Raw genomic sequence first — 25,457 nt, 5'->3', positions numbered from 1 at the left:
AGTTCTGACCTTCGACAAGCCAGAACCTAGGCAGGACAACGGCGTGCGCCATCAACGACGCGCCCAACCACCCACAGACACGTCACAAGACCCATGATTATGACTCTCAGGTATATCGCTCAACAGTCGTAGTCGCCTGCGCCGGGCTCACACACTGTGATGGAGCAGCCCGGCAAGCGCGACTTCGGGCCGACGGCCTGGCGAGCGGTCACGATCCCGGCCGGGCTGCCGTCCTGAATGCGGACCGAGTGGGCAGGGCGTGGCTGGGAGGAGTGGCGATGCGGGTGCTGGTGACCGGGGCGACCGGACGGCTCGGGCGGGTGGTGGTGCCCCGGCTGCGGGACGAGGGCTTCACGCTCCGGGCGACCAGCCGTCGGCCCCGTACCGGAGACGGGGTGGAGTGGGTGAGCACCGACCTGGCCACCGGCGCCGGGCTGGCGGAGGCGGTCGCCGGGGTGGACGCGGTGCTGCACCTGGCCTCGTCGCCGCAACGGCGTACCCACGAGATCGACGTGCTCGGCACCCGCCGGCTGACCATGGCCGCCGGCCACGCCGGGGTCCGCCACCTGGTGTACGTCTCGATCGTCGGCGTCGACCGGGTGCCGATCCCCTACTACCGGCACAAGCTCGCGGCCGAAGAGGTGGTGGCCGCCGGGTCGGTGCCGTGGAGCGTGCTGCGCGCCACCCAGTTCCCCGAGTTCCTGGCGGACCTGCTGAAAGGCGCGAGCCGCCTCGGCCCGGTGATCGGGGACCGGGCCGTACTCGCCCAGCCGGTCGACCCGGCCGACGTGGCGGACCGGCTCGCGGTGCTGCTGCTCGCCGGACCGTCGCACCGGGTCGAGGACTTCGCCGGGCCGCAGGTGCTGCGCTTCGACGAGGCGGCCCGCACCTGGCTCGCGGCCCGCCGGGTACGCCGTCCGCTGCTGCCGGTCCGGATTCCCGGCCGCCTCGGGCGGGAGTTGCGCGGGGGCGGACTCACCACGACGGCCACGCCGACCGGCACCCGGACCTGGGCCGACTACCTCGTGGACACGTACGGGGGAACCGGCGGAAGATGAGAACCGGTCGGGTCCGCACCGGCCTACCGTGACCGCATGCTGGTCTTCGTCGCCACAGTGCTTCTCTACGTCTTCGGTTTCGTCTTCCTCTACGGCGTGATCCGGGTCGGCGTCCGGCACGGCATCGAGGACGCCGAGGCGAACCGTCCCGAGGTGCTGCGCCGCCGGCAGCTCACCACCGCCGAGAACCGGGACTTCGCGCAGGAGAACGCGTTCCTCAGCAATCCCAACTGAGGGGCGGAGCCGGGGCCCGGAGGGGCGATCCGCGAAGCGGGTGCGAGGATCGCGACATGATGGGGACGCTGAAGACGGAGCCGGCCCGGGCGCGGCTCGACCTGCTGGCCCCGCCGGTCGCCGCGGCGCTGCAGGAGTGGCCGGCCGAGGCCCCGGTGGACGTGGACGACGTACTCGTCGCCCCGATCGACGCCGACCTGGCCGACACCGCCGCGTTCTGCGAGGCGTACCAGGTGGGGCTGGAGGAATCGGCCAACTGCGTGGTGGTCGCCGGTAAGCGCGGCGGCGAGACCCGGTACGCGGCCTGCGTCGTGCTCGCCACCACCCGCGCCGACGTCAACGGCGTGGTCCGCAAGCTGCTCGACGTGCGCAAGGCGAGCTTCGCGCCGATGGCCGAGGCGGTCGAGTTGAGTGGAATGGAGTACGGCGGCATCACGCCCATCGGGCTGCCGGCGGACTGGCCGGTCCTCGTCGACTCCCGGGTGATCGCCACCCCGCACGTGATCATCGGATCAGGCGTACGGCACAGCAAGATCGCCCTGCCCGGGCCGGCGCTCGGCGCGCTGCCCGGGGCGAGGGTGGTGGAGGACCTGGCCAGGCCGGCCTAGGTCCTCATTCGCATCGATCTTGTTCCACGTGAAACATCAGGCCGCCGCTTCGCGCTGCGCAACCTCGCGCAACGCGGCGAGCAGCGTCTCCGGCTCCTGCGCGCCGGTGACCGCGTACTTTCCGGCCAGCACGAACGTCGGCACGCTGGAGACGCCGAGCTGGTGCGCGGCGCTCAGGTCGGCGGCGACCTCCCGGCGGCCCAGGTTCGACTCCAGGTACTCCCGCGCCTCGGTCTTGTCCAGACCGGCCTCGCCGGCCAGCGTGACCAGCGCGTCGATCGATCCGACGTCGATGCCGTCATGGAAGTGCGCCCGGTAGAGCCGCTCGACCATCTCGGCGGAACGGTCGCGCTCGGCGGCGAAACGCACCAGCCGGTGCGCGTCGAACGTGTTCGCCGCCACTGCCCGGTCGAACCGCAGGTCCAGGCCCGCGCCCGCGGCGACGCCGGTGACGTGCGCGGCCATGCCCTCGGCCTTGTCCCGTCCGCCGAACTTGTCGCCGAGCGCCTCCAGCAGCGGCTTCGGCTCGGTGACCGGCGTCGGGTCGAGCTGGAACGGCCGGAACCGGACGTTCACCTCGCCGTCGTACGACTCCAGTGCCTGTTCCAGTCGGCGCTTGCCGATCCAGCACCAGGGGCAGACCACGTCGGCGTAGATCTCGATGTCCATGACCAGCGACAACCCGCCGGTCAGGAGATCTGTTCCCGGACCTGGCGCTTGAGCCGGGCCAGGATGGCGGTGCCGCCGCGTACGCGCAGCGGGCTGATCGCCTGCGCCAGGCCCATCCGCTGGTAGAGATCGTCCGGCACGGCCAGCACCTCCTCGGCGCTCGCCCCGGCCAACCCTTCGGCGAGGATGCCGGCGAACGCCCGGGTGGTGGGCGCCTCCGGCGGGCAGTCGAAGACGGTGCTGACCGTCTTGTCCGCGTTCACCTCGGCGCGCAGGAAGAACGCGGTCTGGCACTCGGGGACCTGCTCCAGCTCCTCCCGGTTCACACCCTCGGGCAGAGGCGGGATCACGTCGGCGAACTCCAGCAGCATCTCCAGCACGACGTCGCGCGGTGCGGCGGCGAACTCGTCCACGATCTCGGCCAGCTTCGTCGGCATCTCGGGCATGGGTCGAGGCTATCCGCCGCCGCGCGCCGTCATGCGACGGCGGTGGCGGTGCCCCGCGTCACGCGAGCGGGCCCGCTCTCACGCGTTCGGCGCGGCCTCGCTGATGTCGCTGAGCGCCGACTGGGGGTCGAGCTGCATGGCGAGGTCACCGAGGGAGACGATGCCGACGAGCTTGCGGTCGCTGTCGCAGACCAGCACGCGCCGGATGTTGCGCTCGCGCATCAGCGCCGCCGCCTCGTTCGCCGTGCAGTGCTGCTCGATCATGACCACCTCACGGGTGATGATCGAGCCGATCGTGGTGGTGCCCGGGTCGGCGCGTTCGGCCACCGCCCGCACCACGATGTCGCGGTCGGTCAGCATGCCGGCGAGCGTGGCGCCGTCGGTCACCACCACGTCGCCGATGTCCGACTCCTTCATCACCCGGGCCGCCTCGTCCAGCGGGGTCTCCGCCGGGAGGTAGATCACCTGCCTGGTCATCACGTCACTGACGCGGTACATGAGAGCCTCCGAACACCTCGGTCGATCCGTATGCGGTACCCGGTACCGCGTTCGCTACACCCCGTCGTGGCGCGTCGCGCCCACCTCGTCGCGCAGACGCTCCACGATGTCCTCCACCGGCACCTCGGCCCGTTCACCGCTGGCCCGGTCACGTAGTTCCACGTACCCGTCGGCGAGACGGCGGCCGACCACGACGGCGCGCGGAATGCCGATCAGCTCGGCGTCGGTGAACTTCACCCCGGCGGACACGTGCGTGCGGTCGTCGACCAGCACCCGCAGGCCGGCGGCGGCGAGGCGCCCGCCGAGGTCGAGCGCCGCGTCGAGTTGCGGCCCCTTCCCGGCGGCGACCAGGTGTACGTCGCACGGCGCGACAGCCGCGGGCCAGACCAGCCCCCGGTCGTCGTGGTGCTGCTCGGCCACTGCGGCGACCGCCCGGGACACGCCGATGCCGTAGCAGCCCATCGTGGGCCGGACCGGCTTGCCCTCCGGGCCGAGCACGTCGACCGCGAACGCGTCGGTGTACCGGCGTCCGAGCTGGAAGATGTGCCCGACCTCGATGCCCCGCCGGATGGTCAGCTCACCGGCGTCGCAGGCCGGGCAGGGGTCGCCGGGCCGCACCTCGGCCGCCTCGATCGTGCCGTCCGGTACGAAGTCGCGCCCGCAGACCACGTCGGTGGCGTGCCGGCCCGGCTCGTTCGCGCCGGTCAGCCAGGCGGTGCCGGGCACCACGCGGGGATCGACCAGGTAGCGGATGCCGTGCTTGGCCAGGATCTGCGGCCCGATGTAGCCGCGGACCAGCTCCGGGTGGGCGTCCCAGTCCTCGAAGACCGCCACCGTGGCGGGGGCCAGCACCGCCTCGACCCGCTTCAGGTCCACCTCGCGGTCGCCGGGCAGGCCGATGACCAGCGGTTCGGCCTGCTCGGCACCGGGCCTGCGGACGGTGAGGACCACGTTCTTCAACGTGTCGGCGGCGGTCCAGCCGGTGCGCCCGCCCAGCTTGCGGGCCTCGGCCAGCTCGACCAGCGCCGCGATGGTGGGCGTCTCCGGGGTGTCGTGCGTCTCGGCGGGCGGGTGCGCGTCCGGGTCACCGGCGGCCGGGGCGCGGGTCACCACCGCCTCGGTGTTCGCCGCGTAGTCGCAGGCGGTGCAGCCGACGAACGTGTCCTCACCGACCGGCGTGGCGGCCAGGAACTCCTCCGACGCGGACCCACCCATCGCGCCGGACATCGCGTGGACAGTGGTGAAGTCCAGCCCGAGCCGGGTGAAGACGCGCTCGTAGGCGGCCCGGTGCCTGTCGTACGCGGCCTGGAGCCCCGCGTCGTCCAGGTCGAACGAGTAGGCGTCCTTCATCAGGAACTCGCGCCCGCGCAGCAGACCGGCGCGGGGACGGGCCTCGTCGCGGAACTTCGTCTGGATCTGGAACAGCGTCACCGGGAAGTCCCGGTACGAGGTGAACAGGTCCTTCACCAGCAGCGCGGCCAGCTCCTCGTGGGTCGGCGCGAGCAGATGGTCGGCGCCCTTGCGGTCGGCGAGCGTGAAGATGTCGTCCCCGTATTCGGTCCACCGCCCGCTGGTCCGGTAGGGCTCGGCCGGGAGCAGCGCCGGGAAGTGCACCTCCTGGTCGCCGATCGCGGTCATCTCGCCCCGCACGATCGCGGTGATCCGGTCCAGCACGAGCTTGCCCAGCGGCAGCCAGGTGTAGCCGCCCGGCGCGGCCCGGCGGACGTATCCGGCGCGCAGCAGCAGCCGGTGGCTCGGCACTTCCGCGTCGGCCGGGTCCTCACGCAGGGTCCGGAGCAGCAGGGTCGACATGCGCAGCAGCATTGCCGCAGCTTATGGCGCGAGCGGAGGGCCGGGCGACCCCTTTCGGCGTCCGCGCGGACCGATCGTCGCCGGCTCGGCGAGGTGGCGGTATCGACACCAGTCGGATGCCGCCACCCCGCCGAGATGGTGCGGACGGGCCGGTAAATGTCGCGGGTGCCGGGTAGGAATGCGGCATGGCTGAGCGACCGCTGATGAAGCTGACGACAACGGTGCTGGACGCGCCGTCCGCAGAGGACCTGGCCGCGTTCTACGAGCGGCTGCTCGGCTGGATCCGGCGCGAGAAGGAATCCGACTGGGTCCTCCTCGCGCCGCCGGAGGGCGGTCACTGGCTGGCGTTCCAGGACGAGCCGGCCTACGTGCGGCCGGTGTGGCCGGCCGGTCCCGGCGACCAGCAGATGTCTGTCCACCTGGACATCAAGGTCGACGACCTGGAGGCAGCCGTGGCGTACGCGGTGTCCGTGGGTGCGACGCTGCCCGACTTCCAGCCGCAGGACGACGTCCGGGTGCTCCTCGACCCGGATGGTCACCCGTTCTGCTTCTACCTCTCATGACGGGCGACGCCACCGCGTCGGCGCGGGCGACCAGCCAGTACGCGACGACGACCGGCAACCTGACCGCTCGCATCGCGCTGCACGCATACGGCACCAATCCGCAGAGCTGGTTCGCCTGGCTGGGCGAGCGGCTTCCACTGGCCCGGGACGTGCTGGAGGTCGGGGCCGGCACGGGCGAGCTGTGGCACCGGATCGGCCCTCGGCGCCGGCTCACGCTCACCGATTTCTCGCCCGCCATGTGCGCGCGGCTGCGCGAGGTGCCCGGCGCTCGGGTGCTGCGGTGCGACGCCACGTACCTGCCGTTCCGCGCCGGCACGGTCGACGCGGTGATAGCCAACAGCATGCTCTACCACCTGGACGACCCGGATGCCGCGCTGCGCGAGTTCGCCCGGGTGCTGCGCCCCGGCGGCCGGCTGGCTGTCGCCGTGAACGGCCGCGACCACATGGCCGAGCTGAACACGCTCGGCCCGGTGATCGGGTGCCCCGACCTGGCCGTCCGGTTCCACCACCGGAACGACGTCACCGCCGAGGCGACACCGGCCCGTGTCGCCGCCCACTTCACCGACGTGACAGTTGAGCGCTACCCGGACGAGCTTGTGGTGCCCGCCGCGGAGCCGATCCTGGCCTACATCGTCAGCATGATCGGGCCGCTCACCGTGGCGGAGGAGTCGGCCGCGCGCGCCGCGATCGAGGCCCGTATCGACGCCGAGGGCGCCTTCCGGGTACGCAAGCACACGGTGCTGATCAGCGCGACGCGCGGCTCCCGCTGAGCCGGACGAAGGCCCGCCAGGCGTCGGGTGTGAAGGTGAGCACCGGCCCGGCCGGGTCCTTGCTGTCCCGCACCCCGACCACAGCGGCCAGGTTGTCCGCCACCTCGACACACTCGCTCTGCCCGCTGCGGGTTGACTTGCGCCAGAGCGCGCCGATCAGCTCCATGACTCGACCACTTCCTTCATCAGCTCGATCGACTGCCGGCGGGACAGCGCCTCACTGCGGACGCTCTCCCATCTGGACAGCAGGATAGCCACGTCTTCATCTTTGTCGATCACTGTTCCGCCGAGCTGGTTCTCCAGATAGCCGATCCAACCCCCGTCACCGCCCCGGGCGAGAGTGAACGGTCCGGTCAGTCCGATGTGCAGTCCGATGTCGGCCGGAATGACGTGCACCGCGATGTGTGGGTGGCTGCTCGCCTCGATCAGGTGCGTCACCTGCTGACTCATCAGTCCGCGAAAGCTCTCGTCGGCGCGGCGCAGCACGGTCTCCTCGACCACCGCGACGAACTTGGGGGGATCGGTGCCCGCCAGCACCGTCTGCCGGTCGAGCCGGACCGCGAGTCGCCGTTCGGCTTCCTGCTCGGCGAGCATGTCGTCAGTGCGGATCATCGCCCGGGCATAGTTCTCGGTCTGCAACAGGCCAGGGATGAGGCTCGGCTGGTAACAGCGCAACTGCTGCGCTTGGCGTTCGGCTTCGAGCCAGGGGCGGAACCAGCTCGGCTGGCCGTCGCGCTCGGCGAGCTTGAGCAGCGACATCAACAGTCCGCCGGTGCCCAGCACCTCGTCGGCCCGGGCGAGGAAGAACCTGTCGAGCGGTCGGTGGCCCAGCTCGACCGCCGACACCTGGGAGCCGGAGAAGTGCACGAGCCTCCCGAACTCCTCCTGGCTCAGTTCGGCCCGCACCCGCAGCCGCCGCAGTTGCGCGCGGATCAGCTCGGCGGTCGGCTCGTTCTCCACACGCCCTCCTCAGATTGCGGCCGGTCTCCCGGCCTCTCCCCGGACCGGCAGCGAGGACTTCCGAGCGTAGTGGCGCGATCAGCAGACTGTCACGCATGAACCTTCCCGTACCGCGGCTCGGGCCGTACCCCGATCGGCCCCGCCCCTACCCGCCGGACCACCCGGCCCACCTGCCGATCCGGCCGCTCTGGCTGTGCCGCGCCTGCGGCGCGCCGTGGCCCTGTGCGCAGGCGCGCCTACTGCTCAAGGTCGAGTACGCGGACCACCCCGTCGACCTGGCCGTCTACCTGTCCGGGCTCTACCACGAGGCCACCCACGACCTGTTCCGCCTCAACCCGCAGGACGGGCCGACCCCGCGCGAGCTGTTCGAGCGGTTCGTCGGCTGGGGCCCGTACCGGCGCGGCATCACCGATACGATGCCCGCGACATGACTGCGCCCGGGGACTTCGACCTGACGATGGACGAGTTGCGCGAGGTGGCGCGGTACGCGGTCCGGCACGCGGAGGACGTCCTCCCGGTCTACGAGCGGGCGGTTCCCGGCGATCCGCGTCCCCGTGCGGCTGTCGACGCGGCGTGGACGTTCGCGCTCGGCGCCGCCCGGACGAAACTCCAGCGGGTCACGTCCCTCGACGCGCACCGGGCCGCCCGGTCCGCGCCCACCGAGTCCGCGCGCCTGGCCGCCCGGGCGGCCGGTGACGCCGCCGCGGCCGCGTACCTGCACCCGATCGCGAAGGCCACCCAGGTCGGCCACATTCTGCGGGCCGCCGCCAACGCCGCGCGCGTCGCCGAACTGGAGGCCGGCGGTGACGAGATCGTCGGCGTGGCAGCGCTGGACCGGTACCGGCAGCTCGCCACCCCCGTGCTGGTCGACGTGCTCCGCCGCTATCCGCCGGTGACCGGCGGCGGCAGCCGGGTCGCCCGGCTGATGAGCGCACTCGACCACGACCTGCGCCAGGGCGCCGCCGGGCCGGAGGCCGCGTCGTGATCCTGCCGAAGGTCCGCGATCCCCGGTTCACCACGATCCGCCGGGGCGGCACGCTCACCGACGAGCACCACCATCTGCTGGCGCTCTGGGCCGCCACCTGCGCGGAGCACGTCCTCGGCCTGTTCGAGGCGGTCCGGCCGGACGACAGCCGCCCGCGTGAGGCGATCGCGTACGCCCGCGCCTGGGTGCGGGGCGAGGTCAGGATGATGGAGGCGCGTGCGGCGGGCGGGCACGCCATGGGCGCGGCCCGGGACCTGCGCGGGGCGGCACGCAACGCCGCGTACGCCGCCGGACAGGCCGCCGTCGTGGCCCACGTGGCCGCGCACGAACTCGGCGCCGCCGCGTACGCGATCAAGGCGGTACGCGCGGCGGCGCCCGCCGGTCTCGGCGAGGCGGCCGGGCGCGACGAGTGCCGGTGGCAGCGCGATCAGCTCCCGGCCGAGATCCGCGAGCTGGTCCTGGACGACCAGCGGCTGCGCAACGACATCTGCTGGTCGGTCTTCGACTGCTGACACCGGCCGGAGCCTGTCGGGAAAGTGCCACCGGAGGTGGCAACCATGGCGTGGCCGGGTGGCGTCTCGGAAGGCGTCACGCCGATGCACCACTTGACCCCAAGGACCGGCTCGTGTGGATCTTCTCCTGACTGAGTTCGACCTGTTCGTCCGAACTCGTACGCCCGCGCTGCTGCGCTCCGCCTACCTGCTGACCGGCGACCAGCATCTGGCCGAGGACCTCGTCCAGTCCGCGCTGGCTCGTACGCACCGTGCCTGGAATCGGTTGCACGAGACCGGCAACGCGGAGGCGTACACCCGGAAGGTCATGTACCACCTGCAGGTCTCCTGGTGGCGGCGCCGCCGGGTGGCCGAGTCGATGCCGGGCGACGTGCCCGAGCCGCGCGGAGGCGACTCGGCCCCCGACCACGCCCAGCAGACCACGCTCCGGCTGACCCTCCGGGCCGCGCTGGCCCGGCTCTCTCCCAAACAGCGGGCCGTGCTGGTTCTGCGGTTCTTCGAGGACCGCACCGAGACCGAGGCCGCCGACCTGCTCGGTGTGACAGTCGGCACCGTCAAGAGCCAGACCTCGAAGGCGCTGGCGAAGCTGCGCAGCGTGGCACCGGAGCTCGCCGAGCTGTACGTCACGGAAGGAACCGCCCGATGAACCAGGACCGACTGCGTTTCGACCTGGCCGATCTGGCCGAGGAGGTCACCCCGGTCGACCTGCGGGACCGGGCACTGCGTACCTCGCGGCGGCTCGGCCTCCAGCGGGCGGCCGCCACTTCTGCCGCCGTGCTGGTGGTGCTGGCCGCCGCGACCGGAACGGCACTGGCGATCCGGCCGAACAGCCAGACGCCCGTGCCGGCCGGGCCGTCGGTCACAGTCACCGCCCCGCCGGTCGAGCCCACCCCGACCCCGTCCGCCGAGCCGTCGAGCACGCCGTCGACCAGTCCCAGCGAAACCACAGGCGGGGGGCCGAACGGTGACGCGACCTTCGGGCGGCTCGTCTACGGCCCGTCCGACCTGGCGAACGCCCCGTCCCCGACGAGCACCGTCCGGCTTCAGTCCTGGCGTCCGGGCGACGACCCGGTCCGCCTGCTCGGTCTCCCGTACGGGCCGGCGCAGGTAAACGTCTCGGTGTCACCCGACGGACAGAGGGTCGCCTGGGTCGAGACGACCGGTGCGGTGTGGGTGTCGGCCATCGACGGCTCGGGGCGGCGCAAGCTCCGGGACGGCGTCGACGACGTCTGCTGGTCACCCGTCTGGCTGCCGAACTCGCAACAGCTCGTCGTGCGTCTGAACGCTGGCGGCGACGACCCGGCCACCGGCGTGCTCGACGTCTCCTCCGGGAAGTTCACCAGGGTGACCGGCCTCGACGGCTGTCACGCCGTGTTCGCGGCGGACGGGACGCTGGCGTTCGCCGACGGCTCCGACGGCACGATCGTCCTCACCGACCGGAACGGCAGGGCGCGCCGGACGGTGCCGGGCCTGGGCACCAAGGGCAGCCGGTACGTCTCCTTCGACCTGTCCAGTCTCTCCCCGGACGGCCGGCGGGTCGCGCTCCTGCGGATCGACCGGAACGGCACGTACGGGGACGCGGCACGGGAGCTACTGGTCAACGCCGTGCTCGACACCCGGACCGGCGCGGAGGTGTCGCTGCCGCTGGAGGGACGTCAACTGCGGCAGGTCTTCTTCCAGCCGGACGGGTCGATGGTGGTCCGGGTGCGCAGCGGTGACCGCTACACGGTGGTCCTGGTGGATGCGAACGGCAAGAAGATCACGGAGCGGGCGGAGCCCTCGGCGCTGCGGGACATGCAGATCATCACCGCAGGACCGTGATCGCCGCGTCCGCCGTGACCTGCTTCCACGGCACCAGCACCACTGTGCCGTCGCGCTCCAGCACCTTCGCGTCGCTGCCCTCGGTGCCGGCCGACAGCGGCGCCTCGGCCACCACGCTCACCGTCCCGGTGGCGGGGTCGATCCGGACCAGCCGTGGGGCGAGATCCCGCCGGTCGCCCACCTCCCACGCCAGCACGCCCTGCCCGTCGAGGCGGACGAGTTCCACCTCGCTGTCGGTGTGCCCGGCCGACACCCAGCGCCGCTTCCCGGTGGCCAGGTCGATCGCCACCACCTGGTTGGCCTGGCGCATCTTGTCGCCCACCGGAGAGGGCTCGGTCGGCAGGTAGAGCGTGTCCGCGTCGGCCAGGTACGGCCGGACCGCCGGCCCGCTCACCGTGTTGGAACGGTTGACCGGCAGGTCGCTGAACCGCGTACCGTCGACGGGATTGCCGAACGCGGCCCGCTCCTTGCCGGTGGCGTCGCGCGCGACGAACGTCTCGGTGTTCAGGCCGGGCCGGCTGACCAGCGGGTCGACGCTGAGCACCCCGTCGCTCTGCTGCGCGGCGGGCAGGTCCTGCTTCCAGCGCGGCTTGCCGGTGGCCGGGTCCAGGCCGAGCAGCGCGCCCCGGTCGCCGTCGCAGAGCGTGGTGACGACGGCCTGGTCCCCGGCGGCCTGCGCGTCGGTCAGGCGGCAGTCGCGGCCGGGCAGCAGCCGGTCGGCGTCGGTCTGCCACAGCCGCCTGCCGTCGGCCAGCGAGTAGCCGAGGACGTTCCCGCCGCTGCGGACGACCACCTGCCCGGCGGCCACCGACAGGTCGGGCGCGACGGTCTCGGACCGGCCCGTCCGGCGTTCCACAGGGAACGTCACCCGCCACGCCTGCGTGCCGGCGGCCGCGTCGAACCCGACGAGCGTGTCGCACGAGTCGGCCGTGCCGAGCGCCACCACACCCCGCCCGTCGGCGAGGGTCTGCGCGGCCGCGCACAGCGAGGCCCCCTGCGGCGCGGGCACGCCCCACGCCTGGCCGCCGTCGCCGAGCCGGTAGGCGATGATCCCGTCCGGCTGCGCCCGGACCACCGCGTCACCGGCCAGCCAGGCGCCGAACATGTCCTGCCCGTCGTACGTCTTCAGGCCGTTGCGCTGCAGCTCCGGGAAGTCGAGCACCCACGCGGCACGCAGCTTCCTCCCGCCGTCGTCACCGCCGCCGACCAGCCGGGACACGCCGTAGGCGGTGCCGGCCGCGACCGCGAGCACGGCCACCAGCCCACCGGCCACCAGCAACGCGACGCGCCCGCGCCGCTTCGGCGCCGCCGGCGGCGCACCGCCCGGACCCGGCCGGTCCACCGGTGGGTACGCGGGCGGCGGGTACTGCTGGTGCTGATACGTCATCGGTCGTCTCCCGTTTCCGTCAGCCCGCCAGTTCGCGGACGTAGTCGGCCCAGCCGGCCTGGAACTCGTCGAGCGACACGCCGAGCACGTCCCGGGCGGCGCGGTCGGTCGGGGCGCCGGCGTAGACGGCCTCGACGAAGCGGAACAGCTTCGGCTCACCGTGCTTCTCGGCGAGGTGCGTCATCGCGGTGTGCCCGAGCCAGTAGTGGAAGGTCAGCAGGCCGCTCTTCTGCCAGTCGGCGTTGCTGGGCAGCGTGCCGTTCCAGCCGTTCCCGCCGTCGCGGACCAGTTGCAGGGCGGGCGCGGTGCGCTCGCTGGCGGCCAGCGGGCGGCCGTGGAAGGCGATGTACTCGGCGAACCCCTCGACCACCCACTCGTCGAGCTTGCTGAACTCGTCCACGGCGGCCGGGTCGGTGCGGGGCGTCATCAGCGAGTGCGCGATCTCGTGCCGCAACACCATGTGGGCGTCGTTGTCGCCGCCGGAGCGGGTGAAGTAACGATCTCCGGTGTCCACCACGATGCGGGTGCCGCCGATCGTGTTCCTGCCGTCCTTGCGCTCGGCCGCGACCATGCCCACCGAGTAGCCCGCCTCGGTGGCCTTCTCGGTGCCGATCCGGTAGAGCGAGGTCATCTCGTCCTTGCCGGCGGCGAGCGTGACGACGAACTTGTCCGACACCGGCTCGGGCGGCGCGTTGGCCCGCCACACGGCCAGGTTGCTCGTCACCGCCTTGTCGACGGCCGGGGCGTACCGCCTCGCCACGGCCGCCCGGGCCGCATCGGTGATGATCAGGGCGTACGGGGTCCGCTCGACATGGATGTCCCGCCACTTGTCCCACGGCCCGGGGTAGTAGACGGTTTTCGAGTCGCCGTTGCCGCCGGCCGGCGCGCCGGTGACGGCGGTGACCTGGATCGGCGCGTCCTTGCCGGCGCGGACGATCGTCCAGCGGTACCACTCGGCGACCGGCGCCAGGTCGAAGCCGTCCAACTGGTGCACGAAGGAGACGTCGAGCTGGAACGTGACGCCCTGCCCGAAGGCGTCGCTGACGCGGCCCTGCTTCTCGATCGTCTCGTAGCGGGCCACCGACAGCGGCAGTTTGCCCAGGTTACGGAACAGCTGGGTCTGCCCGGCGATCAGTTCCTTGCGGGCCGGGTCGAACGCGGCCAGGTAGCCGTCCAGGTCCTTCGCCGCCAGCGCCTTGCTGTGCCGGTCGAGCAGGGCGGTCAGCTCGGCGTCGGTGACGGTGACACCGTTCGCGCCGGCTGCCGCCTTCGGCGCGGAGCCGTCCTCGTCGTCGCCGCGCAGGCCCAGCCCGACGCCGACCGCCGTGCCGGCGCAGACCGCCAGCGCGAGCGCGCCCGCCGCGAGCCCGATCCAGAGCCCACGGCGGGACTTCGGCGGCGGGGGCGGCGTACCCCACGGCACCGGCTGCGCGGGCGGCGGCGGTCCGCCGTACCGGGGGTCGGCGTTGCCGGGCGGTGGCCAACCTGCCGCCGGTGGGTGCCCCTGCGTCATGTGGTTCCTCGCTCGTGCCGGATGCGGGACCGGCCGGACGGTTTCGCGCGGCCGGATGACGGCAGCCATCATCCCCGGTCCGGACGACGGATTCTGCCCCGCCTGGACGGGTCGGGGCTTTTGTCCCCGGTGGTGGTTGTCGTGAACAGGACGTCGAGACATCCGCCACGTCCGGCGTCCAGGGCCAGCGGGAGCGGCCCGCGCGGTGACAGACTGTGCGACGCACTTCTGCCGGGACGTCTGAGGGAGGCACCGTGCGCTGGCGCAGCTACGTGGCGGTGGGCGACAGCTTCACCGAAGGCATGGACGACGCGTATCCGGACGGCAGCTACCGGGGCTGGGCCGATCTGGTCGCCACCCGTCTCGCCGTCGAGGCCGGGCCCGACTTCGGCTACGCCAACCTGGCCATCCGGGGCCGGCTGTTCCCGAACGTGGTGGCCGAGCAGGTGCCGTCCGCGCTGGCCATGAAGCCCGACCTGATCAGCTTCGCGGCCGGCGGCAACGACGTGCTGCGCCGCACCTTCGACCCGGACGCGTTCGTCCCCCGCTTCGACTCGGTCGTGCAGCGGCTGCGCTCCGGCGGCAGCGACGTGGTGCTGTTCCGGTTCGCCGACGTGATGTCCCGGCTGCCCGGCCAGCGGCTGATGGCCCCGCGCGTGACGCTGCTCAACCGGGTGGTCGGCGAGGTGGCCGAGCGGCACGGCGCGATCCTGGTCGACCTGTACTCCGACGACACCTACCTCAACCCGCTGCTCTGGAGCACCGACCGGATTCACCTGTCGGCGGCGGGCCACCGCCGGGTCGCCGCCCAGGTGCTCACCGCGCTCGGCGTCGGCTGCGACGAGGAGTGGCTGCTGGTCCCGCCGCACCCGGCGCCCAGCCCGTGGCTCGCCGCGCGCGCCGCCGACCTGCGCTGGGCCGGCAAGCACCTGGCGCCGTGGATCAGGCGCCGGCTGACCGGGCGGTCCTCCGGCGACTTCGTCACCGCCAAGCGGCCGGTGCTCGGGCCGGTCGAGCGCGACTGAGTGTGCGTACCGTCCACGCCGCCGACCTGCTGCGGCTGACAGCCGACGACCCGCCCCGAGCCGGGCTGGCCGTCGTGGTCGCCGGTGACCGGGTCGAGGCGATCGTGCCGACGGACGAGCTTCCCGGCGCGTACCCCGGGATGCGGGTGCGGCGGTGGGCCGGCACGCTCGGGCCGGCGCTCGTGCACGACGGTCCGCTGCCCCCGGCGCCCACGCCGCGCGAGCGGGTGCACGCGCTGTTCCGGCTCGGCGTCGCCGCGGTGGTCGAGGAGCACGTGGCCGACCCGGCGCTGCGGGCTGCCGCGGCCCGCAACGACGTGGCGGTGCTGCCCGGCGTGCGGCCGCCAGCACTGGTGACCGGCGGGCGGGCCGACCTCGCCGTGTTCGGCCCGGACGGCGCCTGCCTGGCCACAGTGGTCGCCGGCCGCCTGGTGCACCGCCGCGCCTGACCCCGCCGCACGGCTCGACCTTCACCGCCGTTCGTCCGATGTGTCCGGTTGCCCGCTTATCGGGATCGCCCGATGTCCGCCCCACTGGATAGCATCCGCTACCCCCGTCGATCGAGTACGGGGCGAAATCGGGGAAAGGTGGATGAGGGATGACCCTCATGCCTGACAGAAATCCACGTCGAACCGCCCGGCGAGGCGTGCTCGCCGCCGCGCTGTCGATGGTGGTCGCGGCCGGAACGGTGGCTGCCACCGCGGCGCCGGCAGCCGCGTACGACATCCGCTACGAGACGAACACCTCGTGGGCCTGGACCGACTCGCACTCGCCCACCACGGTCGACATCGACCGGTCCGGGGACGTGCCGGTCGGCACGTGGAAGGACGGGAAAGGCCGCCCGCACACGTCGCGCGCCTACTTCACGTTCGACATCTCCCGCTACCGGGGAGCGGACATCGAGTCCGCAGTCCTCGACGTGAAGGAGACGGCAGGCGGCGACTGCACCAGCCGTCCCGTGGTCGAGCTGCGGCGTACCGCCGCCTACACCGCCCGGTCGAGCTGGCGGAACCCCCCGGCCGACCTGGGGCTGGTCGACAGCCGCCAGCTCACCGACCAGACCGTCTGCCCGGCGCCCCGGGTGGAGTTCGACGCGGTCGACGGGCTGCGCCAGGCGCTCGCCGAGGGCCGGTCGACGCTGACTCTCTCGCTGCGGCTGCCCGCCGACGCCGAGCGGGACCCGGCACTGGCCCGGAAGTACGCCAGCAAGGTCGGCATCTCGATCGACTACAACTTCCGCCCCGGCGTGCCGACCGACCTGCGGAGCGAGACCGGCACGGCGTGCACCACCACCGAGCCGTACCAGGTGATCCGCTACCCCGTCCCCTCCGGAGTGGTGCACGACCGGGACCGCACCGACAGCGGCGGCACGGACCAGCTCACCGTCTCCTTCGCGGCCTGGCCGGTCGACCAGCCGGAGGCGCGGATCGAGCAGACCGACTACGCGCGCGACGGCGAGCGGGCCGTCGGCCGCTACGACACCATCTATCCGTCGCCGTTCGAGCACGACCGGACGTACGCCTGGCAGATGCGGGCGGCGGACAGCCGGGCCACCGGCGAGTGGAGCCCGGTCTGCTACTTCCGCCTCGACGTCCGGGGGCCGGCCACGCCGCCCGTCGTGACGTCGACCGACTTCCCCGACGACGACGGGTGGTACCCGGCTCTGCCCGGCGAGTTCACCTTCACCGCCAACGGCGCCGCCGACGTGGTGCGGTACGGCTACTCGCTGGACTCCGGCGTCGAGAAGACGATCGACGCGGACCGGACGGGCGGCACGGCCACCGTCACGCTCACCCCGGACAGCGGCCCGAACACCCTGCGGGTGTGGAGCCTCGACGCGGTCGGCAACCGCTCGGCGACCACCGAGTACACGTTCCGCGCCTCGGACGTGTCGCCGGTCGTGGAGGGACGGCTGAGTGAGATCGGGGTGCCTGCCACGTTCCAGCTGCGTCCGCAGATGGACGGCGTGGTGCGCTACCGCTACGCCCTCGACGGCGACCCCGAGCAGACGGTGGACGCGGCGGCGGACGGCTCCGCCGCGATCACCGTCACCGCGACCCGGGGCGGCTCCCGCACCCTCACCGTCACCAGCGTCACGGCCGACGGTGTGGAGGCCACCAGCAGCCGGCAGTTCAGCCTGCCGACCGCGCCGAAGGTCTCGGCCACCGTCTACCTGCCCATCCCCAGCGGTGGGCAGGGCATTCCGGGCGTCTTCACCTTCACCCCCCGCCTGCCCGGCACGGTCAGCTACCGCTACCAGTTCACCGGCGAGGAACAGCAGGTGGTGGCCGCGCAGGCCGACGGCACCGCGTCTGTCACCTGGGCGCCGACCGAGGCGGGCGTGGTCAACCTGGTCGTGCGCAGCGTGAGCGGGGACGGCACCGTGTCGGAGCCGGCGACCTTGTCCTTCCGGGTGCGGGACCTGCGCCCCGCCGTCACCGCCGACCCGTACCGGACGGACGTGCCCATGGGCGGTCCGGGCCAGCCGGGCGAGTTCCGGTTCACGTCGCAACTCACCACGACGGTGGCCTTCCTCTACCGGTTCGACGACGGCGTCGAGCAGCGTGTCGAGACCGGCAGCCGGGCGACGGTGAGCTGGACGCCCACCGAGGGCGGGACGCACACGCTCACTGTCGTCGGGGTCACCGCGGACGGCACCCGCTCGCCCGAGCAGGTCTGGACGTTCCTGGTGGCCGAGGGCTGAGCACCTGACCGCGCCGGCCCCACCACCTTTCCGAGGCGGTGGGGCCGGTGTCACATCCGTGGCCCGCGATCCGGCGTACCTTGGGGATCATGCCTGTGCCGAGCGATCCGCATCCTGATCTCCAGTCGTACGCCGACCCGCAGCGCCTGGTCACCACCGAATGGCTGGCCGAGCACCTGGGCGACGAGGGGCTCGTGGTGGTCGAGTCCGACGAGGACGTGCTCCTCTACGACACCGGCCACATCCCCGGCGCCGTCAAGGTCGACTGGCACACCGAACTCAACGACCAGGTCACCCGCGACTACCTGGACGCCGCGAGCTTCGCCGAGCTGTGCGCGGCCAAGGGCATCGGGCGGGACGACACGGTCGTCTTCTACGGCGACAACTTCAACTGGTGGGCCGCGTACGCCCTCTGGGTCTTCACCCTCTTCGGTCACCCGGACGTACGGCTGCTCGACGGCGGCCGGCAGAAGTGGATCGCCGAGGGGCGGGAGCTGACCCGGGACAAGGTGAGCCGGCCCCGCGCCTCGTACCCGGTGCCGGAGCGCAACGACGCGCCGATCCGCGCGTACCGGGAGCAGGTCATGGCGCACGTGGCGGCCGGTCGGCCGCTGGTGGACGTGCGGTCGCCGGGCGAGTACACCGGCGAGATGCTGCACATGCCGGACTACCCGCAGGAGGGCGCGCTGCGCGGCGGGCACATCCCGGGCGCGGTGAGCAAGCCGTGGAAGTCCGCCGCGAACGACGACGGCACGTTCAAGTCCGCCGACGAGCTGCGCGCCATCTACGCCGACCAGCTCGGTCTGAGCCCGTCCGACGACGTGGTGGCGTACTGCCGGATCGGCGAGCGGTCCAGCCACACCTGGTTCGTGCTGCACCACCTGCTCGGCTTCCCGCAGGTGCGCAACTACGACGGTTCGTGGACCGAGTGGGGCAACCTGGTCCGGGCTCCCGTCGTGAAGGGCGACCAGCCCGGCGGCCTGACCCGCTGAGCGTCCCGGCCGGTCCCGCCGTCACCGCGGCGGGACCGGCCGCGTTCCGGACCCGTCAGCGGGCGGCGATCGACAGGCTCCCGGGGACGTCGGCCGCCACCAGGTCGACAGCGCCGGTCTCCGGCCGCCAGCGGGCCAGCCCGGCGTCGTAGCGGAACAGCAGGCCGCCGTCGGCGGTCCAGCCGTACACCTCGCAGCACGCCTTGGCCCGGCCCTCCCGGCCCAGGTCGAGCAGGCGCGTCACCGCGCCGGTGCGGGCGTCCAGCACCGCCACGCCCTCGCCCCCGCTCATCGTGCCGGCGCCACTGGCGGTGGTGGTCCATCCGGCCTGGCCGATCCGGTCGCCGCGCTGCCAGCCCCGCCCGTACACCTCGTCCAGCCGGTAGCCGGGGGGAAGCGCGCCGGTGGTCACCGGCCGCCGGTCCGGCGCGCCGCCGGAGGCGGGGAACCGGCGTACGGCCAGGCCGCCGTCCCCGGACCAGCCGCCCACTGTGAGCAGGTCGCCGGACCGGGCCGGCTCGGGTACGACGAGTGTCCACGGGTCGACTGTCAGCTTCGGCGCCGCTCCGGTGCGCCGGTCCAGCTCGTACGCGGTGTCGTTGTCCCCGACGATCAGCCGGTCACCGGCCCAGACCACGTGTTCCAGGTAGCCCGCGAGCGGATAGCGACGCACCTCGGCGTCGGTCAGGTCGACCACCACCACCTCGCCGGTCTGCGCGAACGCGGCGGTCCGGCCGTCCGGCGACAGGCTGCCCGGCTTGAGCGGAGTGGCCTCGTTGCCCTCGGCGTCGCGGGTGGGCGCGAGCGTGACCACGTCGAGTTCCCGGACGATGCCGTCGTCACCCAGCACCCGGACCGTGCCCGCCTCGCCGGTGGCCGGGTCGACCGGCTGGTACAGCGCCAGCGCCCGGCTCACCGGGCGGTCGGAGAGGTCGGCGCCGACCCGGTCGCCGAGCCGGCCGAGCGGGTCGCCCGCCTCGCCGAGCCGGTCCGGGGGCCGCTGCACGACCGGCGCGTTGGGGGCCGAGGTCACCGCCGGGCGGGGTGGCGCCGCGGGGGGCGGGCCGGAGCGGTGCAGGAGCGCTGTCGTACCGCCGCCGACCAGGACCACGGCGACGGCGGCGGCCCCGGCGGCGCGGCGGGCACGACGGACCCGCCCGGCCCGTTCCCATCCGGCGGCGGCCGGCCGGGTCGGGTGGATCTCCTCGGTGGCCCGGGTCAGCAGCCGGTTCAGTTCCGTCTCGTTCACGGGTTCACCTCGCTTCCGGCGGCCAGGCCGTCGCCGGACCGGCCGGGGGCGGGCACCACGTCGCGCAGCCGGCGCAGCGCGTCGTGGCACTGGCTCTTGACGGTGCCGACCGTGACGCCGAGCGCCTCGGCGGTGGCGACCTCGGTCAGGTCCTCGAAGTAGCGCAGCACCACGACGGCCCGCTGGCGTGGCGGCAGCCGGTCCAGCGCGGCGCGCACGGTGAGCCGCAACGCGGGGTCGCCGTCCGTGTCCGGCCGCTCCGGCGGGTACGCGCTGAGCCACTCCCGCCGCCGGCGTCGCCACCAGGACACGGCGTCGCGGTAGAGGATGGCGCGCACGTACGCGGCCGGGTCGCCGTCGCGCACCGACGGCCAGCGCAGCGCCAGCTTGAGCAGCGCGTCCTGGAGCAGGTCCTCGGCCTGGTGCCGGTTGCCGCAGATCAGGTATGCGGCGCGCAGCAGCCGGTGCTGGTGCGACTCGACGAAGGCGAGGTAGTCCGCCCGCCCGTCGTCCGAGTCACGCCCCATCCGGCTCCTCCTCCGTCACCGGCCAGACGCGCGGGACGGGGGCAAAGGTTGGGTCAGGTAGCGCTGAATCGTCGGGCCGACCCAGGCGGTCAGTTCCTCCGGGTCGAGGTCCACCACGGGTGGCAGCCGGACGACGTACCGGGTGAGGGCCAGTCCGAGGATCTGGCTGGCCACCAGACCGGCCCGCCGCTCGGCGGTCGCCGGGTCGACGCTCGACCGGGCCACAGCGGTGGCGAGCTGGCCGGCGAAGATGCCGCGCATCCGTTCGGCCGCGCCGGGGTTGGTGGCGGCGGCCCGGAGCAGGGCGACGAGTGTCCCGTCCGCCTCCCAGCGGCGTACGAAGTGCCGGGTCAGTGTCTCGCCGAGCCGGTCCGGCGGCACCTCGGCCAGGTCGGGCAGGCGCAGGTCGAACTCGGCCGCCGCGGCGAAGAGTCCCTCCTTGCTGCCGTAGTAGCGCATCACCATCGACGGGTCGATGTGGGCGTCGGCGGCGATGGCCCGGATGGTGGCCCGGTCGTAGCCGTCGGCGGCGAAGCGTTCCCGGGCGGCGCGCAGGATGGCCGCCCGGGTGGCGTCCGAGCGGCGGGTTCGGGTGGCGGGTTCGGTCACGTCCACGACTGTAGGCCAACACGTGTTGACATCGCCTCTACTGTGAAGTCAACATGTGTTGGCAAACAGTTGTTGACCGAGCCGGAGGTGGGAGCGATGCTGCCCGAACGCACCGACGTCCTCGTGGTGGGCGCCGGGCCGACCGGCCTGGCGGTGGCCGTGACGCTGGCCGGGCACGGGGTTGCCGCGACCGTCGTCGACCGGCTCGCCGAGCCGCCCGTCACGTCGCGCGCCGCCGTCGTGCACGCCGGCACCCTCGAAGTGCTGGACCGGATCGCTGTCGCCGCGCCGCTGGCCGCCCGAGGGCTGCGCTCGGCCCGGTTCAGCGTCCGCGACCGGGACCGGGTGCTGCTCACCGTCCCCTTCGACCGGTTGCCGTCGCGCTACCCGTACGCGCTGCTGATCTCGCAGGCGGAGACCGAGGCGGTGCTCACCGACCGGCTCGCCGCGCTCGGCGGGCGCGTGCTGCGGCCGTACGAGATGACCGGCCTGGACCTCGACGGCGACGGCGCTCTCGCGCGCTTCGACGGCGGCCGCGCGGTCCGGGCGCGCTGGATCGTCGGCGCGGACGGGATGCACAGCCGGGTCCGCGAACTCGCCGGCATCGGCTTCGGCGGCCCGGCCGACCCCGGGGAGTCGTTCCTGCTCGCCGACGTCCGGGTGGACAGCGCGTTGCCGCGCGACCAGGTGAGCCTCTTCCTGTCCCGGCGGGGCCCGCTGGTCTGGGCGCCGCTGCCCGACGGCACGGTGCGGCTGGTCGCCGCGGTGGCGGACGCGCCGCGCGACCCGCAGGCGCACCACTTCCAGGCGCTGCTCGACGAGCGCGGTCCGGCGCGCCGGCCGGACCGGGTCACCGGGATGGACTGGTCGTCCCGGTTCCGGATCCACCACCGGATCGCGAGCACCTACCGTGCCGGGCCGGTGCTGCTCGCCGGGGACGCGGCGCACGTGCACAGCCCGGCCGGCGGGCAGGGGATGAATCTCGGCCTGCGCGACGCGGTCGCGCTCGGCGACGCGCTCGCCGCCGGTCCGCGGGCCCTCGACGGGTACGCGGCCGACCGCCGCCCCCGCGCCGAGGAGGTGCTCGGCTTCGCCGCCACCCTGACCCGCCTAGCCGCCGCCCCACCCCCACTCCGCCCGTTGCGAAACCTCCTGCTCCAGGCGGTCTCCACCCTCCCCCCGATGCGCGCCCGAATCGCAACCCGCCTCGCCGGCTTCGAACCCCCACCCCGCTGATCTTGCAGTTCGGGCCCTCGACGGGTCCTTTTTGTGCGCCTTCGACCGGGCGGAAAGTGCAAGATCAGCGAGGAGGTGGGCGGGCGGGGGAGGGATGAAACGGGTCGGACACTGTCGGCGCTGACCGGTACGGTGAGCGCCGAAATCCGAACCGGGAGCGCGATTGGACCGCACCTTCCAGGTGGACCTCCGTGGCGTGGTCGACCTGCTCAGTCACCACCTGTACGGCAGCCCGCGCGTCTACGTGCGCGAGCTGCTCCAGAACGCCGTCGACGCGATCACCGCGCGCCGGTCCACCGAGCCGAACGCCCCGGCCCGGGTACGCATCGAGCCGCCGGAGCTGACCGGCGACGGCACCCTGCGCGTGCACGACACCGGCATCGGCCTGACCGAGGCGCAGGTGCACGAGCTGCTCGCCACCATCGGCCGCAGCTCCAAACGCGACGAGCTGGGCTTCTCCCGGCACGAGTTCCTCGGCCAGTTCGGCATCGGGCTGCTCTCCTGCTTCCTGGTCGCCGACGAGATCCGGGTGGTCACCCGGCACGCCGACGAGCCCACGGTGCTCTGGACGGGCTGGTCCGACGGCCGGTACGCGGTGCGGCTCGCCGAGCCGGAGCAGGCCCGCGACGAGCCCGGCACCACAGTGACGCTGGTGCCCCGGCGCGACGCCGACCAGTGGCTCGGCGTACCCACCGTCACCGAGCTGGCCCGCCTCTACGGCAGCCTGCTGCCGGTCGACGTCCGGGTCGGCGACACGCCGACCACCGCCGGGCCGCCGCCGTGGCCCACCACGCCCGGCGCGCCGGTCGACCGCGCCGGGCTCCAGCGGTACGCGCAGGAGCTGCTCGGGTTCGTCCCGTTCGACGTGGTGCCGCTGTCGGTGCCCGAGGCCGGCCTCACCGGAGTGGCGTTCATCCTGCCCGCCGCGGTGAACCCGGCCGCCCGCGCCGGGCACCGGGTCTACCTCAAGCGGATGCTGCTCAGCGAGCACGCCGACGGGCTGCTGCCCGAGTGGGCCTTCTTCGCCCACTGCGTGGTCGACGCGAGCGAGCTGCGCCCGACCGCGAGCCGCGAGGCGCTCTACGAGGACGCGTTGCTCACCTCCGTCCGGGAGGCGCTCGGCGACCAGATCCGGGGCTGGCTGGTGCGGCTGGCCAAGCACGACCCGCGCCGGCTCGGCGAGTTCCTCCAGGTGCACCACCTCGGCGTCAAGGCGCTCGCGATGCACGACGACGAGATGCTGCGGCTGGTCGACCAGTGGTGGCCGATGGACACCAACGTGGGCACGATGACGCTCGCCGAGTTCCGGCAGCGCCACGGCGTGCTCCGGTACGCCGCCGGCCTGGACGAGTTCCGCCAGCTCGCCGCCGTGGCCGCCGCGCAGGACCTGGCGGTGGTGAACGGCGGCTACACGTACGACACCGAGCTGATCGAGCGATTGCCCACAGTGGATCGATCGGTGCTCATCGAACGGCTGGAGCCGAGTGACCTCACCACCCGGTTCGAGATCCTCGACCCGGCGACCGAGCTGGCCCTGCGGCCGTTCCTGACCGGCGCGCAGCGGGCGCTGGAACGGCTCGGCTGCGAGGTCGTCATCCGGGCGTACGACCCGGTCTCGCTGCCCGCGCTCTACCTGGTGTCCCGCTCGGCCGCGTTCCACGACCAGCTCGCCGCCAGCCGGGACAAGGCCGACGAGCTGTGGGGCGGCGTGCTCGACGCGCTCGCCGCCTCCGCCCCGCCGGACCGCCCGCAACTCGTGCTCAACCACCGCAACCCGCTGGTCCGCCGGGTGACCACGCTCGCCGACCCGGAGCTGGTCGGGCTGGCCGTCGAGGCGCTCTACGGGCAGGCCCTGCTGCTCGGGCACCACCCGATCCGGGCGGCCGACGCCGCGCTGCTGAACAGTTCCTTCCTCGGCCTGCTCGGCCGGGCCGTACCGGGAGTGACCCGTGACTGACGACGACCTCTGGCGCATGCACCACGAGATCGAGACCATGCCGTACGGCCCGGGGCAGATCGCCGCGCTGGAACAACTGCTGCGCCGCGCCGACGCGGGCGACGACCGGCACCTCGCCTTCGCCGCCCGGGTCACCGGCACCACCGCGTACGTCTACGGCGGCGAACCGGCGAAGTCGTTCGTCACGTTCTCCTGGTGCCTGTCCGAGTACGACAAGGATCCGCAGCCCTACCACCAGGGCTACACGCACCAGCTGCTCTGGGCCTTCAAGTACATGGTCAACGCCATGGTGAAGTTCCCGGAGCTGCCGCTGGACCGGACGTACGCGGTGCTCGACGACATGGAGCGGCGCTACCGCGACGCCGGGCACTCGTTGCAGGCGGTCCACAAGCACCGCTACCTGGTCGCCGCGCACGTGGGCGATGAGGACGCGGCGGAGCAGTGGTACCGCAAGTGGATGACCACGCCCCGCGACACGCTCTCCGACTGCGCCGGCTGCGACCCGACCACGCAGGTCGCGCACCTGGTCCGGCTGGGCCGGCACGAGGAGGCGGTGGCCCTCGCCGAGCCGGTGCTCGCCGGCCGGCTGACCTGCAGCGAGCAGCCGCAGGGGATCCTCACCGCGCTGCTCACGCCCTACCGCGAGACCGGCCGGGGCGACGCCGCGCGGGACGCGCACCGGGAGGCGTACCGGCGGCTGCGTGGGCACCTGGCCAACCTGTGGGACGTCGCCGAGCACATCGAGTTCTGCACCGCGACCGGCAACGAGGCCCGCGCGCTGGAGCTGGTCGAGCGGCACCTGGACTGGCTGGACCGGGCACCCACCCCGGCCGCCGCGATGCACTTCGCGGCCGCCGCGTCGGCGGCGCTGCGTCAGGTGCCGGCCGAGCTGACTGTGCACCGTCGCGCCTCCGGTGACCGGCCGGCCGCCGACGTGCCGGTGGGCGCGCTCGCCGACGAGCTGGCCGGTACGGCCACCGGGCTGGCCGGGCGCTTCGACGCGCGTAACGGCACCACGCACCAGTCCGCGTTGATCGCCCGGAAGCTGGTGGCCGGGCCGGAGGGCGAGCACCTGCCGCTCTCCGCCAGCGTGCGCCGCCCGGTGGTGCCCGCGCCGCGTACCGCGCCGGACGACCGGGCGACGACCGAGCCGCCGGTCAGCGTGCCCGCCGACGCCGGCGCCGACGAGCTGCTGGCGCTGGCCGAGGAGTGCTGGCGCACCAACTGCCGGGAGGGGCTGGGCACCGTACTGCGCGCGTACGACGAGCGGTACGGCGACGCCGACCTGCCGCCGGCCACCCGGGCGTGGCGGCTGGAGCTGC

27 protein-coding genes and 1 pseudogene are annotated in these 25,457 nt (G+C 73.4%); 17 read left to right on the top strand and 11 right to left on the bottom strand.

Annotation, left to right across the window (positions count from 1 at the left end; translation table 11 throughout):
• Window positions 1–278 precede the first annotated feature (278 nt).
• Genes A8711_RS22025 through A8711_RS22015 form a run of 3 tightly spaced genes read left to right on the top strand, consistent with a single transcriptional unit; the run spans window position 279 to window position 1,900 of the window.
• Window positions 279–1,058, top strand: coding sequence for an SDR family oxidoreductase (locus tag A8711_RS22025; protein WP_069089206.1), 780 nt, complete (start codon window positions 279–281; stop codon window positions 1,056–1,058).
• 36 nt (window positions 1,059–1,094) lie between these two features.
• Complete coding sequence (locus tag A8711_RS22020; RefSeq protein ID WP_043327658.1) at window positions 1,095–1,292, top strand: hypothetical protein; 198 nt, start codon at window positions 1,095–1,097, stop codon at window positions 1,290–1,292.
• A gap of 59 nt (window positions 1,293–1,351) precedes the next feature.
• Window positions 1,352–1,900, top strand: a complete 549-nt coding sequence (locus tag A8711_RS22015; RefSeq protein WP_043330797.1) for a YbaK/EbsC family protein — start codon at window positions 1,352–1,354, stop codon at window positions 1,898–1,900.
• A 36-nt stretch (window positions 1,901–1,936) separates the two neighbouring features.
• Here A8711_RS22015 and A8711_RS22010 read toward each other — a convergent pair whose 3' ends face one another.
• From A8711_RS22010 to A8711_RS21995, 4 genes are all read right to left on the bottom strand, one after another.
• Window positions 1,937–2,569, bottom strand: coding sequence for a DsbA family protein (locus A8711_RS22010; protein WP_069089205.1), 633 nt, complete (start codon window positions 2,567–2,569; stop codon window positions 1,937–1,939).
• A 20-nt stretch (window positions 2,570–2,589) separates the two neighbouring features.
• On the bottom strand, window positions 2,590–3,015 hold the full coding sequence (locus A8711_RS22005; protein ID WP_013283255.1) for a SufE family protein: 426 nt from the start codon (window positions 3,013–3,015) through the stop codon (window positions 2,590–2,592).
• 78 nt (window positions 3,016–3,093) lie between these two features.
• Complete coding sequence (locus A8711_RS22000) at window positions 3,094–3,513, bottom strand: CBS domain-containing protein (protein ID WP_030499538.1); 420 nt, start codon at window positions 3,511–3,513, stop codon at window positions 3,094–3,096.
• 54 nt (window positions 3,514–3,567) lie between these two features.
• On the bottom strand, window positions 3,568–5,337 hold the full coding sequence (locus tag A8711_RS21995) for a proline--tRNA ligase (RefSeq protein ID WP_069089204.1): 1,770 nt from the start codon (window positions 5,335–5,337) through the stop codon (window positions 3,568–3,570).
• 173 nt (window positions 5,338–5,510) lie between these two features.
• On the opposite strand from A8711_RS21995, the gene A8711_RS21990 reads away from it, so the two are divergent.
• Both A8711_RS21990 and A8711_RS21985 read left to right on the top strand, forming a co-directional pair.
• Entirely contained in the window at window positions 5,511–5,888 is a 378-nt protein-coding gene (locus A8711_RS21990; RefSeq protein WP_064448017.1) for a VOC family protein, read from the top strand.
• The gene (locus tag A8711_RS21985) at window positions 5,885–6,658 is read left to right on the top strand and encodes a class I SAM-dependent methyltransferase (RefSeq protein ID WP_064448016.1); all 774 of its coding nucleotides are present in this window, start codon (window positions 5,885–5,887) and stop codon (window positions 6,656–6,658) included. The genes A8711_RS21990 and A8711_RS21985 overlap by 4 nt, the downstream gene beginning before the upstream one ends.
• On the opposite strand, the gene A8711_RS21980 is transcribed toward A8711_RS21985, so the two are convergent.
• Window positions 6,633–6,824: a DUF397 domain-containing protein gene (locus tag A8711_RS21980; protein ID WP_064448015.1), complete on the bottom strand. Its 192-nt coding sequence runs from the start codon at window positions 6,822–6,824 to the stop codon at window positions 6,633–6,635. The two genes, A8711_RS21985 and A8711_RS21980, sit on opposite strands and share 26 nt — an antisense overlap.
• Window positions 6,815–7,618 carry a helix-turn-helix transcriptional regulator gene (locus A8711_RS21975; protein ID WP_064448014.1) on the bottom strand — a complete coding sequence of 268 codons (804 nt, stop codon included), beginning with the start codon at window positions 7,616–7,618 and terminating at the stop codon, window positions 6,815–6,817. Before A8711_RS21975 ends, A8711_RS21980 begins: the two co-directional genes overlap by 10 nt.
• 95 nt (window positions 7,619–7,713) lie before the next feature.
• On the opposite strand from A8711_RS21975, the gene A8711_RS21970 reads away from it, so the two are divergent.
• The 5 genes from A8711_RS21970 to A8711_RS21950 all read left to right on the top strand — a co-directional run bounded on the left by A8711_RS21970 (window position 7,714) and on the right by A8711_RS21950 (window position 10,936).
• Entirely contained in the window at window positions 7,714–8,049 is a 336-nt protein-coding gene (locus tag A8711_RS21970) for a hypothetical protein (RefSeq protein ID WP_082931107.1), read from the top strand.
• Entirely contained in the window at window positions 8,046–8,603 is a 558-nt protein-coding gene (locus A8711_RS21965; RefSeq protein ID WP_069089203.1) for a putative immunity protein, read from the top strand. The genes A8711_RS21970 and A8711_RS21965 overlap by 4 nt, the downstream gene beginning before the upstream one ends.
• Window positions 8,600–9,115, top strand: coding sequence for a putative immunity protein (locus A8711_RS21960; RefSeq protein ID WP_043327649.1), 516 nt, complete (start codon window positions 8,600–8,602; stop codon window positions 9,113–9,115). The genes A8711_RS21965 and A8711_RS21960 overlap by 4 nt, the downstream gene beginning before the upstream one ends.
• 115 nt (window positions 9,116–9,230) lie before the next feature.
• A complete protein-coding gene (locus tag A8711_RS21955; protein WP_043327648.1) occupies window positions 9,231–9,761 on the top strand; it encodes a SigE family RNA polymerase sigma factor in 531 nt (176 codons plus the stop codon).
• On the top strand, window positions 9,758–10,936 hold the full coding sequence (locus A8711_RS21950) for a WD40 repeat domain-containing protein (protein WP_064448012.1): 1,179 nt from the start codon (window positions 9,758–9,760) through the stop codon (window positions 10,934–10,936). Before A8711_RS21955 ends, A8711_RS21950 begins: the two co-directional genes overlap by 4 nt.
• Here the strand turns inward: A8711_RS21950 and A8711_RS21945 are convergent.
• Together A8711_RS21945 and A8711_RS21940 are read right to left on the bottom strand one after the other, a co-directional pair.
• Window positions 10,920–12,323: a PQQ-like beta-propeller repeat protein gene (locus tag A8711_RS21945; protein WP_069088786.1), complete on the bottom strand. Its 1,404-nt coding sequence runs from the start codon at window positions 12,321–12,323 to the stop codon at window positions 10,920–10,922. The genes A8711_RS21950 and A8711_RS21945 overlap by 17 nt on opposite strands.
• Before the next feature lie 19 nt (window positions 12,324–12,342).
• A complete protein-coding gene (locus tag A8711_RS21940) occupies window positions 12,343–13,836 on the bottom strand; it encodes a hypothetical protein (protein WP_069088785.1) in 1,494 nt (497 codons plus the stop codon).
• Between the two features lie 254 nt (window positions 13,837–14,090).
• Here A8711_RS21940 and A8711_RS21935 point away from each other — a divergent pair, with 254 nt between their 5' ends.
• The 4 genes from A8711_RS21935 (at window position 14,091) to A8711_RS21920 (ending at window position 18,557) form a co-directional block, all read left to right on the top strand.
• Window positions 14,091–14,861: an SGNH/GDSL hydrolase family protein gene (locus A8711_RS21935; protein WP_043327644.1), complete on the top strand. Its 771-nt coding sequence runs from the start codon at window positions 14,091–14,093 to the stop codon at window positions 14,859–14,861.
• A gap of 2 nt (window positions 14,862–14,863) precedes the next feature.
• Window positions 14,864–15,310 carry a hypothetical protein gene (locus A8711_RS21930; protein ID WP_043327643.1) on the top strand — a complete coding sequence of 149 codons (447 nt, stop codon included), beginning with the start codon at window positions 14,864–14,866 and terminating at the stop codon, window positions 15,308–15,310.
• 158 nt (window positions 15,311–15,468) lie between these two features.
• Window positions 15,469–17,565 (top strand): hypothetical protein, encoded by a 2,097-nt coding sequence (locus tag A8711_RS21925; RefSeq protein ID WP_124779038.1) that lies wholly within the window; start codon window positions 15,469–15,471, stop codon window positions 17,563–17,565.
• Between the two features lie 89 nt (window positions 17,566–17,654).
• A complete protein-coding gene (locus A8711_RS21920; protein WP_043327642.1) occupies window positions 17,655–18,557 on the top strand; it encodes a sulfurtransferase in 903 nt (300 codons plus the stop codon).
• 55 nt (window positions 18,558–18,612) lie between these two features.
• On the opposite strand, the gene A8711_RS21915 is transcribed toward A8711_RS21920, so the two are convergent.
• Genes A8711_RS21915 through A8711_RS21905 form a run of 3 tightly spaced genes read right to left on the bottom strand, consistent with a single transcriptional unit; the run spans window position 18,613 to window position 20,948 of the window.
• The gene (locus A8711_RS21915) at window positions 18,613–19,806 is read right to left on the bottom strand and encodes a hypothetical protein (protein WP_069088783.1); all 1,194 of its coding nucleotides are present in this window, start codon (window positions 19,804–19,806) and stop codon (window positions 18,613–18,615) included.
• Complete coding sequence (locus A8711_RS21910; RefSeq protein WP_064448007.1) at window positions 19,803–20,333, bottom strand: SigE family RNA polymerase sigma factor; 531 nt, start codon at window positions 20,331–20,333, stop codon at window positions 19,803–19,805. The genes A8711_RS21915 and A8711_RS21910 overlap by 4 nt, the downstream gene beginning before the upstream one ends.
• 15 nt (window positions 20,334–20,348) lie before the next feature.
• Complete coding sequence (locus A8711_RS21905) at window positions 20,349–20,948, bottom strand: TetR family transcriptional regulator (protein WP_069088782.1); 600 nt, start codon at window positions 20,946–20,948, stop codon at window positions 20,349–20,351.
• A gap of 90 nt (window positions 20,949–21,038) precedes the next feature.
• Here A8711_RS21905 and A8711_RS21900 point away from each other — a divergent pair, with 90 nt between their 5' ends.
• The 3 genes and pseudogenes from A8711_RS21900 to A8711_RS21890 form a co-directional block, all read left to right on the top strand.
• Window positions 21,039–22,178 carry an FAD-dependent monooxygenase gene (locus tag A8711_RS21900; protein WP_069088781.1) on the top strand — a complete coding sequence of 380 codons (1,140 nt, stop codon included), beginning with the start codon at window positions 21,039–21,041 and terminating at the stop codon, window positions 22,176–22,178.
• A gap of 163 nt (window positions 22,179–22,341) precedes the next feature.
• Window positions 22,342–24,135 (top strand): HSP90 family protein, encoded by a 1,794-nt coding sequence (locus A8711_RS21895; RefSeq protein ID WP_069088780.1) that lies wholly within the window; start codon window positions 22,342–22,344, stop codon window positions 24,133–24,135.
• Window positions 24,128–25,457 (top strand): annotated as a pseudogene (locus A8711_RS21890) (hypothetical protein); the annotation flags it as partial. The gene A8711_RS21895 and the pseudogene A8711_RS21890, both read left to right, overlap by 8 nt.

This window comes from Micromonospora sp. II, assembly GCF_001709195.1.
Taxonomy (GTDB): domain Bacteria; phylum Actinomycetota; class Actinomycetes; order Mycobacteriales; family Micromonosporaceae; genus Micromonospora; species Micromonospora chalcea.
The sequence above is the reverse complement of the archived record's forward strand: the minus strand, read 5'-3'. Positions and strand labels throughout refer to the sequence as shown.

Bases quoted from the DNA above. Each gene is read 5' to 3' on its own strand.
- A8711_RS22025 (WP_069089206.1), top strand. From the start codon at position 279: ATGCGGGTGCTGGTGACCGGGGCGACCGGACGGCTCGGGCGGGTGGTG.
- A8711_RS22020 (WP_043327658.1), top strand. From the start codon at position 1,095: ATGCTGGTCTTCGTCGCCACAGTGCTTCTCTACGTCTTCGGTTTCGTC.
- A8711_RS22015 (WP_043330797.1), top strand. From the start codon at position 1,352: ATGGGGACGCTGAAGACGGAGCCGGCCCGGGCGCGGCTCGACCTGCTG.
- A8711_RS22010 (WP_069089205.1), bottom strand. From the start codon at position 2,569: ATGGACATCGAGATCTACGCCGACGTGGTCTGCCCCTGGTGCTGGATC.
- A8711_RS22005 (WP_013283255.1), bottom strand. From the start codon at position 3,015: ATGCCCGAGATGCCGACGAAGCTGGCCGAGATCGTGGACGAGTTCGCC.
- A8711_RS22000 (WP_030499538.1), bottom strand. From the start codon at position 3,513: ATGTACCGCGTCAGTGACGTGATGACCAGGCAGGTGATCTACCTCCCG.
- A8711_RS21995 (WP_069089204.1), bottom strand. From the start codon at position 5,337: ATGCTGCTGCGCATGTCGACCCTGCTGCTCCGGACCCTGCGTGAGGAC.
- A8711_RS21990 (WP_064448017.1), top strand. From the start codon at position 5,511: ATGGCTGAGCGACCGCTGATGAAGCTGACGACAACGGTGCTGGACGCG.
- A8711_RS21985 (WP_064448016.1), top strand. From the start codon at position 5,885: ATGACGGGCGACGCCACCGCGTCGGCGCGGGCGACCAGCCAGTACGCG.
- A8711_RS21980 (WP_064448015.1), bottom strand. From the start codon at position 6,824: ATGGAGCTGATCGGCGCGCTCTGGCGCAAGTCAACCCGCAGCGGGCAG.
- A8711_RS21970 (WP_082931107.1), top strand. From the start codon at position 7,714: ATGAACCTTCCCGTACCGCGGCTCGGGCCGTACCCCGATCGGCCCCGC.
- A8711_RS21965 (WP_069089203.1), top strand. From the start codon at position 8,046: ATGACTGCGCCCGGGGACTTCGACCTGACGATGGACGAGTTGCGCGAG.
- A8711_RS21950 (WP_064448012.1), top strand. From the start codon at position 9,758: ATGAACCAGGACCGACTGCGTTTCGACCTGGCCGATCTGGCCGAGGAG.
- A8711_RS21945 (WP_069088786.1), bottom strand. From the start codon at position 12,323: ATGACGTATCAGCACCAGCAGTACCCGCCGCCCGCGTACCCACCGGTG.
- A8711_RS21940 (WP_069088785.1), bottom strand. From the start codon at position 13,836: ATGACGCAGGGGCACCCACCGGCGGCAGGTTGGCCACCGCCCGGCAAC.
- A8711_RS21925 (WP_124779038.1), top strand. From the start codon at position 15,469: ATGCCTGACAGAAATCCACGTCGAACCGCCCGGCGAGGCGTGCTCGCC.
- A8711_RS21920 (WP_043327642.1), top strand. From the start codon at position 17,655: ATGCCTGTGCCGAGCGATCCGCATCCTGATCTCCAGTCGTACGCCGAC.
- A8711_RS21910 (WP_064448007.1), bottom strand. From the start codon at position 20,333: ATGGGGCGTGACTCGGACGACGGGCGGGCGGACTACCTCGCCTTCGTC.
- A8711_RS21900 (WP_069088781.1), top strand. From the start codon at position 21,039: ATGCTGCCCGAACGCACCGACGTCCTCGTGGTGGGCGCCGGGCCGACC.